A 9695-nucleotide genomic window follows, 5' to 3' on the forward strand; every position below is an offset into this window, starting at 1 on the left:
ACGGGCGCGCCGGTTGGTCAGCCCGCCGACACGGGCGCGGCTGGCCGGCGTGCCGACCCGGGCGCACCGCGCAGCACCCGTAGCAGCACGGGCGGGGCGAGCAGCCGCGCCGGCGGGTCGACGAGGTTCAGCACCCGCAGGAACGCCGCGCCCAACGCCGCGTCCCGGGTCGCCGCGACGTGCAGCCGCGCCACGTACGCGTTGACGAGGCGCACGCGCGCCGAACGCCGGCCGGGCACCTCGGGGAAGCGCAGGTCGGTGCCGACCGCGATGGACCACGGCCCGTCGATGAGGCGGGCCGCGCCCCGGAAGAAGCCGCGGGCCAGCCCGGCCGGCCGCCGGCGGACCAGCCGGCACAGCAGCAGCGCCTCCAGCGCGGCCACCGTCATGCCCTGCCCGTAGACCGGGTTGAAGCTGCACAACGCGTCGGCCACCACCAGGTAGCCGGCCGGGAAGCGGCGCAGCCGCTCGTAGCGGCGCCGCACGCTGGCCGGGAACCTCATCGTCACCGGCGGGCCCGCCGGCTGCGCCGTGCGCAGCAGGTCGGCGATCTGCGGGGCGGCGAGGCGGTCGGCAAAGGCGGCCATCCCCTCGTCGTCGGCCGGCGGCTCCTCGCCGAACATGCCGCTGAGCGCCACCGCGAACCGGTCCTGCTCCTGCACGGCGACGATGCCGCCCCTGGGCTGGCCGGGAACGGCGTTGGTGAGCGCCCCGAGCAGCCCCTCCAGGTGGTGCGGCTCGCGCCGGTAGGTGCGGGTGACGTAGGTGACCCCGACCGGGACCCGCTCCTCGGGCGCCGGCCGGTAGCCCAGCTCGGCCAGCCAGACCGGGCTGCGCGTGCCCCGGCCGCCGGCGTCGATAACCAGGTCGGCGTCGAGGGTGCGCGGCTCCCCGTCGCGGGGGCACAGCCGCACGCCGGTGACCCGGCGCCGGTCGGCGGTGGTGGTGAGCCCCGCCACCTCGCAGCCCGGCAGGATGCGTACCCCGGGCAGGGCGGCGACCCGCTGCCGGACCACCTGCTCCAGCAGCGGACGGCTGACCCCGAAGCCGAGCAGCGGCGACGGCGCGCGCCGCATCCGGTGGCCGTCGTTGTACCAGTGGACCTGCTCGTGCAGGTCGACCGAGGGCACACCGTTCGCGGTCAGCTCGGCGCAGATGCCGGGCAGCAGCTCCTCGAACGCCTGTCGGCCCCGGGCCAGCAGGACGTGCAACTGCCGCCCCTGCGGCACGCCCCGGCGGCTTGCCGCCCGCTCGGGCAGCGCGTCGCGGTCGACGAGGGTGACCCGGTCGTACGCCTCGGTGAGGGCGCGGGCGACCAGCAGGCCGCCCACGCTGGCGCCGATCACCACGGCGCTGCCGCTTGCCATGCGGGCAGCGTAGGCGCGCCGACGGCCGGGTCTCGTCTTCCGCCTTGCGCACCTGACCCGCCGGCCAGCGGTCCACCGGCGGGCCGCTGGCCGGCGGGTCAGAGCGGCTCGACGCCGGGGGGCAGGTCGCCGTCGGTGGTGGCGTCGCGGACGTACTCCAGCAGTATCCGGCGCAGCTCCCGGCCGGCGTGGGTGGGCACCACGTCGCGGCGGCGGGCGACCGCGATGGTCCGCCGGACGCCGGGCGGGGCCAACCGGGTGACCCGGACGCCGGCGCGGCGGGCCACCACGATGCCGGGCACCAGCGCGACGCCCAGCCCGGCCTCGACGAAGCTCAGTACGGCGTCCATCTCGCCGCCGTCGACGGCGATGGTGGGCTCGAAACCGGCCTCCCGGCAGGCCTGGATGGTGGCGTCGCGCAGGTCGTAGCCCTCCCGGAACATGACCATCGGCTGGTCGCGCAGGTCGTCGACGCGCAGCTGGGTCGCGCCGGGGGCCGTCGGCAGCTCCTCCACCGAGGCGACCACCAGGCTCTCCCGCAGGATCGGGTCCGCGCGCAGCCCGGGGTCGGTGCCCTGCGCCGGCATGATGATCAGCGCCAGGTCGAGGTCGCCGCGGAGCAGGTCCCGGACGAGGTCCTGCGAGCCGCTCTCCTCCACCCGCAGGTCGATGGTGGGGTGGGCGTCGCGGAACCGGCGCAGCACCGGCGGGGCGAGCGAGGTGGCCAGGCTGGGGGTGGCGCCGAGCCGGACCCGGCCGCGTCGCAGGCCGACCAGTTCCTGCACCTCGCGGGTCGCGGTGTCCACGTCGGCGAGGATCCGCTTGGCCAGCGGCAGCAGCACCTCCCCCGCCGCGGTGAGGGCGATGTTGCCCCTTACCCGTTCGAAGAGCGGGGCGCCGAGGCCGTCCTCAAGGGCGTGAATTTGCTTACTCAGGGAGGGCTGTGTGATGCCCACCAGATCGGCTGCTTGGGTGAAATGTCGGACTTCAGCGACCGCTACGAAGTACTTCAGCTGATGGAGCTGCACCTACATAGCCTATAGCTATCAAGACTGCGAGGTCGATGCATTGGACGACTGATCAAAGTGCTCCTAGCGTCGTTCGGGTGGTAGTCACGAGAACACGGTCGCCCATCCGCTCCAACGTCGGCCTCAAGGCCGTCATGGCGGTGACGGGCATCATCCTGGTGCTGTTCCTCATCCTGCACATGATCGGCAACCTGAAGGTGTTCACGGGGGAGACCTCGTTCGACCACTACGCGCACTGGCTGCGCGACATCGGCAAGCCGCTGCTGCCGGGCGTCTGGTTCCTGTGGATCCAGCGCGCCGTGCTGACCGTCGCCGTCGTGGCGCACATCGCCGCCGCCACCGCGCTCGCCCGGCGCTCCCGCGCCGCCCGACCGGTCCGGTACGCGCACCGCCCGAAGGTCCAGGGCAGCTACGCGGCCCGCACGATGCGCTGGGGCGGGGTCATCATCCTGCTCTTCGTGATCTACCACCTGCTGGACCTGACCACCGGCCACCTGAACCCGGTCGGCGACCCGACCAAGCCGTACGCCAACGTCGTCGCCGACTTCGCGCCGGAGCGCTGGTACGTCACCCTCTTCTACACCCTGGCGATCGTCGCGCTGGGCTTCCACCTGCGGCACGGGGCGTTCAGCGCGTTCCGCAGCCTGGGGCAGCAGACCCCCAAGGGCGAGCGCCGGGCACGCACCGCCGCGCTGGTCTTCGCCGTCGCGCTCTGCGCCGGCTTCCTGGTGGTCCCGTTCGCCGTACTCACCGGATTGGTGTCCTGACATGGATCTCTACACCGAGGGCGACCCGATCGCCGACACCAAGGCCCCCGAGGGCCCGATCGAGACCCGCTGGGAGCGCCGCCGCTTCGAGGCCAAGCTGGTCAATCCGGCCAACCGCCGGAAGATGACCGTGATCGTGGTCGGCACCGGCCTGGCCGGCGGCTCGGCCGCCGCCACGCTCGCCGAGCAGGGCTACCGGGTCAAGTCCTACTGCTACCAGGACAGCCCGCGCCGGGCGCACTCCATCGCCGCTCAGGGCGGCATCAACGCCGCCAAGAACTACCGCAACGACGGCGACTCGGTGCACCGGCTGTTCTACGACACCGTCAAGGGCGGCGACTTCCGCTCGCGCGAGTCCAACGTCCACCGGCTGGCCGAGGTGTCGGTCAACATCATCGACCAGTGCGTCGCCCAGGGCGTCCCGTTCGCCCGCGAGTACGGCGGCCTGCTGGACACCCGCTCCTTCGGCGGCGCGCAGGTGCAGCGCACCTTCTACGCCCGGGGCCAGACGGGCCAGCAGCTGCTGCTCGGCGCGTACCAGGCGCTGGAGCGGCAGATCGGCCTCGGCAACGTGGAGATGAACGCCCGGCACGAGATGCTGGAGCTGATCGTCGTCGACGGCAAGGCCCGGGGCATCGTCGTGCGGGACCTCGTCACCGGCGAGATCACCACGGAGTTCGCGGACGCGGTCGTGCTCGCCTCCGGCGGCTACGGCAACGTCTTCTACCTCTCCACCAACGCCAAGGGCTGCAACGTCACCGCCACCTGGCGGGCGCACCGCAAGGGCGCGTACTTCGCCAACCCCTGCTACACGCAGATCCACCCGACCTGCATCCCGGTCTCCGGCGACCACCAGTCGAAGCTGACCCTGATGAGCGAGTCGCTGCGCAACGACGGCCGCGTCTGGGTGCCCAAGGCCAAGGGCGACGACCGCAGCCCGAAGGACATCCCCGAGGACGAGCGCGACTACTACCTGGAGCGGATCTACCCCTCCTTCGGCAACCTGGTCCCCCGGGACATCGCCTCCCGCGCCGCGAAGAACGTCTGCGACGAGGGGCGCGGCGTCGGCCCCGGCGGGCTCGGCGTCTACCTCGACTTCGCCGACGCGATCAACCGGCTCGGCCGCAAGGCCATCGAGGCCAAGTACGGCAACCTCTTTCAGATGTACGAGCGGATCACCGGCGAGGACCCGTACGAGGTCCCGATGCGGATCTACCCCGCCGTGCACTACACGATGGGCGGCCTCTGGGTCGACTACGACCTCCAGTCGACCATCCCGGGCCTGTTCGTGATCGGTGAGGCGAACTTCTCCGACCACGGCGCGAACCGCCTCGGCGCCTCGGCGCTGATGCAGGGCCTGGCCGACGGCTACTTCGTGCTGCCGAACACCATCGCCAACTACCTGGCGGCCGGGCCGTTCGAGAAGGTCGACGCCAGCCACCCGGCGGCCGTGCAGGCGCGCGCCGACGTCGAGGACCGGATCCAGCGGCTGCTGGCGGTCAACGGCGACCGGACCGTCGACTCGTTCCACCGCGAGCTGGGCCAGATCATGTGGGAGCACTGCGGCATGGAGCGCAGCGCGGCCGGGCTGCGCAAGGCGATCGGCGAGATCCGTGCCCTGCGTGAGCAGTTCTGGCAGCGGGTCCGGGTGCCGGGCGACGGCGAGGGGCTCAACCAGTCGCTGGAGAAGGCCGGCCGGGTGGCCGACTTCTTCGAGCTGGCGGAGCTGATGTGCATCGACGCCCTGCACCGCGAGGAGTCCTGCGGCGGCCACTTCCGGGCCGAGCACCAGACGCCCGACGGCGAGGCGGAGCGCGACGACGAGCGTTTCGCGTACGTCGCGGCCTGGGAGTTCACCGCCACGGGCGAGCCCTCGGTGCTGCACAAGGAAGACCTGAAGTTCGAATACGTCCACCCCACGCAGCGGAGCTACAAGTGAACCTGACCCTGCGCATCTGGCGCCAGTCCGGCCCCGAGGACAAGGGTCGGATGGTCACCTACAAGGTCGACGACGTCTCCCCGGACATGTCCTTCCTGGAGATGCTCGACGTGCTCAACGAGCGGCTGATCCTGGCCGGCGAGGAGCCGGTGGCGTTCGACCACGACTGCCGCGAGGGCATCTGCGGCATGTGCGGTCTGATGATCAACGGCAACGCGCACGGGCCGCAGCGCGGCACCACCGCCTGCCAGCTGCACATGCGGCAGTTCTCCGACGGCGACACGATCGACATCGAGCCGTGGCGGGCGCGGGCGTTCCCGGTCATCAAGGACCTGGTGGTCAACCGGAGCGCGTTCGACAAGATCATCGCCGCCGGTGGCTACATCACCGCGCCGACCGGCAGCGCCCCCGAGGCGCACTCCACCCCGGTCGCCAAGGCCAACGCGGACGCCGCCTTCGAGGCGGCGGAGTGCATCGGCTGCGGCGCCTGCGTGGCCGCCTGCCCCAACGGCTCCGGCATGCTCTTCACCGCCGCCAAGGTCACCCAGCTCTCGCTGCTGCCGCAGGGCCAGCCGGAGCGCTACACCCGGGTGATCGGCATGGTCGACGCGCACGACGAGGCCGGCTTCGGCGGCTGCACCAACGCCGGTGAGTGCACCGTGGTCTGCCCGAAGGGCATCCCGCTGAACACCATCGGCCGGCTCAACCGCGACTACCTGGTGGCCACCTCGAAGCGGGGCGACAACACCCCGGGCGCCTGAGCCCGCGCACGTCACGCCGGCGACGCCGGCACAAGGGCCGCCGCATCCTCCCGGAACGCGGCGGCCCTTGTCATGCCGCCCCGGCGCTCGCGGCCGCCGCCACGCGGTCGCAGCCAGTACCGCCCCGGCCCGGTAGCCCCTGCCTCCTCCTCGTCGGTCTGGCCGGTCGCGCCCGGGCCGGGCCGTCGCAGCCGTCTGGTCGCGCGCTGTCGAGCTGAATCGTCTGCGACATCAGCTCGACAGCGCGCGAGCGAACTGGGCGGAGGGCGACCTCGCGGACGACGGGAAGACAAGCGGCGCCGGTCCGGCCCTCGCCGTGGCCCGGCCCGCCCGGCCAGGCCCGCCCGCCCCGCCCGGCCAGGGCCACACCCGCCCACCCGCGCGGCCGGAACCGGTTCAACTCGGCAGCGGCGGGTAGCCCTCCGGGGACGGCACGAGGAGGGACGACGGGACATGAAGGCACTGACCTGGCAGGGCAAGCGGGACGTACGGGTGGAGGAGGTGCCCGATCCGCGTATCGAGGAGCCGACCGACGCGATCGTCCGGATCACCTCGACCGCGATCTGCGGCTCCGACCTGCATCTCTACGAGGTGCTCGGGCCGTTCCTCAAGCCCGGCGACATCCTCGGGCACGAGCCGATGGGCGTCGTCGAGGAGGTCGGTCCGGGAGTGACCCGGCTCAAGCCGGGCGACCGCGTCGTGGTGCCGTTCAACATCTCCTGCGGCACCTGCTGGATGTGCGAGCGACAGCTCTACGCCCAGTGCGAGACCACCCAGGTCACCTCGCAGGGCAAGGGCGCCGCGCTGTTCGGCTACACCTCGCTGTACGGCTCCGTCCCCGGCGGGCAGGCCGAGTACCTGCGGGTGCCGCACGCCCAGTTCGGCCCGATCAAGGTGCCCGACACCGGCCCCGACGAGCGCTGGCTCTACCTGTCGGACATCCTGCCGACGGCGTGGCAGGCGGTGAGGTACGCCGACACGCCGCGCGGCGGCACCCTCGCCGTCTTCGGACTGGGGCCGGTCGGCCAGTTCTGCGCCCGCATCGGCCGCCACCTCGGCGCCGACCGCGTGATCGGGCTGGACCTGGTCCCGGAGCGGCTGGCGATGGCCCGCCGGCACGGCATCGAGGTGCTCGACGTCAGCAAGCTCGACAACGTGCCGGACGCCCTCATCGACCTGGTCGACGGGCGCGGCCCCGACGCGGTGATCGACGCGGTCGGCATGGAGGCGCACGGCGCGCCCCTCGGCAAGCTCGCCCAGACCGCCGCCGGGCTGCTGCCCGACAAGGTCGCCCAGACCTTGACCGACAAGGTCGGCGTCGACCGGCTCGTCGTGCTCAAGGCCGCGCTCAAGGCCGTCCGACGCGGCGGCACCGTCTCGATCTCCGGCGTGTACGGCGGCGAGGTCGACCCCATGCCCCTGATGGAAATGTTCGACCGGGGCATCCAGCTGCGGATGGGCCAGTGCCACGTGCGCCGCTGGACCGACGAGATCATCCCGCTGCTCTCCGGCGACGACGACCCGCTCGGCGTGGCGGACCTGCGCACCCACCGGGTGCCGCTGGCGCAGGCGCCGCAGGCGTACGAGATGTTCCAGAAGAAGGAGGACGGCTGCGTCAAGGTCGTGCTCGCGCCGTGAGCCGGACGGTGGTCGTCACCGGTGCGACCAGCGGCATCGGCCGGGCGGCCGCCCGGGCGTTCGCGGCGCGCGGGGACCGGCTCGTGCTCGCGGCGCGCTGCGCCGGCACCCTCGCCGAGGTCCGCGACGAGTGCCGGGCCATGGGCGCGCAGGTGCTGGACGTGCCCGTCGACGTCACCACCGACGGCGCGCCGGCGGCGCTCGCCGACGCGGCCGTCGGCCGGTTCGGCGGGATCGACGTCTGGGTGCACACGGCGGCGGTGATGGTCTACGGCCGGTTCGAGGAGACCCCGCAGCGGGTCTTCGAGCATGTCGTACGCACCGACCTGCTGGCCGCCGCCGCGGTGGCCCGGGCGGCGCTGGAGCGCTTCCGGACGGCCGGCGGCGGCACGCTCATCCTGACCGGATCGGTGCTCGGACACATCACCGCGCCCTACCTGAGCGCCTACGTGGCGAGCAAGTGGGGGTTGCAGGGGCTGACCCGGGTGTTGCAGCAGGAGGCCCGGGAGACGCCGGGCGTACGCGTCTGCATCGTCAACCCGGGCAGCGTGGACACCCCGGTCTACCAGCGGGCCGCGAACTACCTGGGCCGCACCGGCCGGCCGCCGCTGCCGATCACCACGCCGGAGCGGGTGGCGCGGGCCGTCGTGGACTGCGCGGAGCGACCCCGCCGGGAGGTGTCGGTGGGCCGGGCCAACGTGATCATGCGCGTCGGCTTCACCGCCCTGCCCGGCGTCTACGACGCACTCGTCGGGCCGTTGATGCGGCTGGCCGGGCTGACCGACCGCCCGGTGGCGCCGCACGACGGGGTGGTGTTCGCGCCGGACCAGGCCAGCGCGGCCGTGCGCGGCGGTTGGCTGCCCGACCTGGGCCGGGTGGTCCGGGCCGTCGGTCACCTCCCCGGACCCGTCCTCGCGGCGGCGCGAAAACGGCTGCGATGAACGATTTCACGGGTCACCGAGATGGTCCATTTCGCCTAGGGTGGTCGGCCGGGAGACATTCCGGCCCTCCACGACGGGAGAGACGATTGACCATCCGGGTGAACCGCAGGACCGCGCTGGGACTCGGCACGGTGGCCACGGCCGGCACGGTGCTCGGCACCGCCGTCCCGGCGTCCGCCGGCGACGAGACCGCGCCGGCCACCCCCGCGCAGGCGGCCCGCCGGGTCGCCGCCAGCTACGCCCGGCAGGTCGAGGAGGCCGGCGGCAACTGGCAGGCGTACGTCAGCGTCGCGGACCCGGCCGGCGAGCCGGTGGTGGCGGTGGCCGACGAGCCGGACCGGCGGATCGAGGCCTACAGCGTCAACAAGATCGCGGTGGCGGCGGCCGTGCTGGACAAGGTCGACCGGGGGCTGCTGACGCTCGACCAGCGGGTCGAGGTCACCGCCGCGATCGTGGTGACCGGTGGGGACGGCATGTTCAGCCTCGACGGGGCGTACCCGAGCTTCGTGACCCTCGGCCACGTGCTGGCCAACCTGCTGACCGTCTCCGACGACACGGCGGTACGGCTCTGCGGCCTGGTCTGCCCCGCCGCCGAGCTCAACCAGATCCTGCGGGACAAGGGCTTCCCGAACACGCAGGTGCAGCCGGTGGCCAACCCGAACCGGTTCTTCCTCGGCACCAGCACCCCCCGCGAGACGCACGACCTGCTGCGCGCGCTGGTGGGCGGCACGCTGCTCTCGCCGGCCACCACGGCGTTCGTGCTGCGGCAGTTGCGCGCCCCCGTCGCGTACACCGACGGCATCCGGCGCGTCATGTCCTCGACCGAGCGGGCCAGGATCGCCACGAAGGCCGGCTGGTTCGCCGACGCCCGCCACGAGGCCGGGGTGATCTTCGACGCGGCGGGCGCGCCCGTGCTGACGTACGCCCTCTTCGCCGACGGCCAGGCCGGCGCCGACGACTACGGCGCCACCCACCCGGCGGTCGAGGCCCGGGCCCGGATGGGCCGGCGCTTCCTCGCCGCGGTCGACCGCCTCACCGGCACCGGCGTCACCCACCGGCCGGCGGTGCAGCGGCCCAGCAACGGCGGCTGAGCGACGCGGACCCGCGCCATCGCGGCCCGCCCGGCACGGTGACGCAGATCCCGGCGCGGGGGGGCCCCCCCCCCCGCGGGGGGGCCCCCCCCCCCCCCCCCCCCCCCCCCCGCCCCCGGCCCCCCCCCACACCCCCCCCCCCCCCCCCCCCCCCCCCCCCCCG

The 9695-nt window shown here is 73.5% G+C and carries 8 protein-coding genes; 6 read left to right on the plus strand and 2 right to left on the minus strand.

All coding sequences use genetic code 11. The features are described from left to right. Positions 1 to 17 precede the first annotated feature (17 nt). Both ACGF7U_RS23925 and ACGF7U_RS23930 read right to left on the minus strand, forming a co-directional pair. On the minus strand, positions 18 to 1367 hold the full coding sequence (locus tag ACGF7U_RS23925) for an FAD-dependent oxidoreductase (RefSeq protein ID WP_393110107.1): 1350 nt from the start codon (positions 1365 to 1367) through the stop codon (positions 18 to 20). A gap of 98 nt (positions 1368 to 1465) precedes the next feature. Continuing rightward, a complete protein-coding gene (locus ACGF7U_RS23930) occupies positions 1466 to 2395 on the minus strand; it encodes a LysR family transcriptional regulator (protein ID WP_393110109.1) in 930 nt (309 codons plus the stop codon). Between the two features lie 35 nt (positions 2396 to 2430). Here ACGF7U_RS23930 and ACGF7U_RS23935 point away from each other — a divergent pair, with 35 nt between their 5' ends. From ACGF7U_RS23935 to ACGF7U_RS23960, 6 genes are all read left to right on the plus strand, one after another. After that, positions 2431 to 3162: a succinate dehydrogenase cytochrome b subunit gene (locus ACGF7U_RS23935; protein WP_393110111.1), complete on the plus strand. Its 732-nt coding sequence runs from the start codon at positions 2431 to 2433 to the stop codon at positions 3160 to 3162. Position 3163: 1 nt separating this feature from the next. Next, a complete protein-coding gene (locus ACGF7U_RS23940; protein ID WP_393110113.1) occupies positions 3164 to 5101 on the plus strand; it encodes a fumarate reductase/succinate dehydrogenase flavoprotein subunit in 1938 nt (645 codons plus the stop codon). Continuing rightward, positions 5098 to 5862 (plus strand): succinate dehydrogenase/fumarate reductase iron-sulfur subunit, encoded by a 765-nt coding sequence (locus tag ACGF7U_RS23945; RefSeq protein WP_393110115.1) that lies wholly within the window; start codon positions 5098 to 5100, stop codon positions 5860 to 5862. The genes ACGF7U_RS23940 and ACGF7U_RS23945 overlap by 4 nt, the downstream gene beginning before the upstream one ends. 453 nt (positions 5863 to 6315) lie before the next feature. Beyond that, entirely contained in the window at positions 6316 to 7500 is a 1185-nt protein-coding gene (locus ACGF7U_RS23950) for a zinc-dependent alcohol dehydrogenase (protein WP_393110117.1), read from the plus strand. Next, complete coding sequence (locus ACGF7U_RS23955; RefSeq protein ID WP_393110119.1) at positions 7497 to 8441, plus strand: SDR family NAD(P)-dependent oxidoreductase; 945 nt, start codon at positions 7497 to 7499, stop codon at positions 8439 to 8441. Before ACGF7U_RS23950 ends, ACGF7U_RS23955 begins: the two co-directional genes overlap by 4 nt. Positions 8442 to 8527: 86 nt before the next feature. Then, positions 8528 to 9532 (plus strand): serine hydrolase, encoded by a 1005-nt coding sequence (locus ACGF7U_RS23960; protein WP_393110121.1) that lies wholly within the window; start codon positions 8528 to 8530, stop codon positions 9530 to 9532. The last annotated feature ends 163 nt before the right edge of the window (positions 9533 to 9695 follow it).

Source organism: Micromonospora sp. NPDC047670, assembly GCF_043204915.1.
GTDB lineage: Bacteria > Actinomycetota > Actinomycetes > Mycobacteriales > Micromonosporaceae > Micromonospora.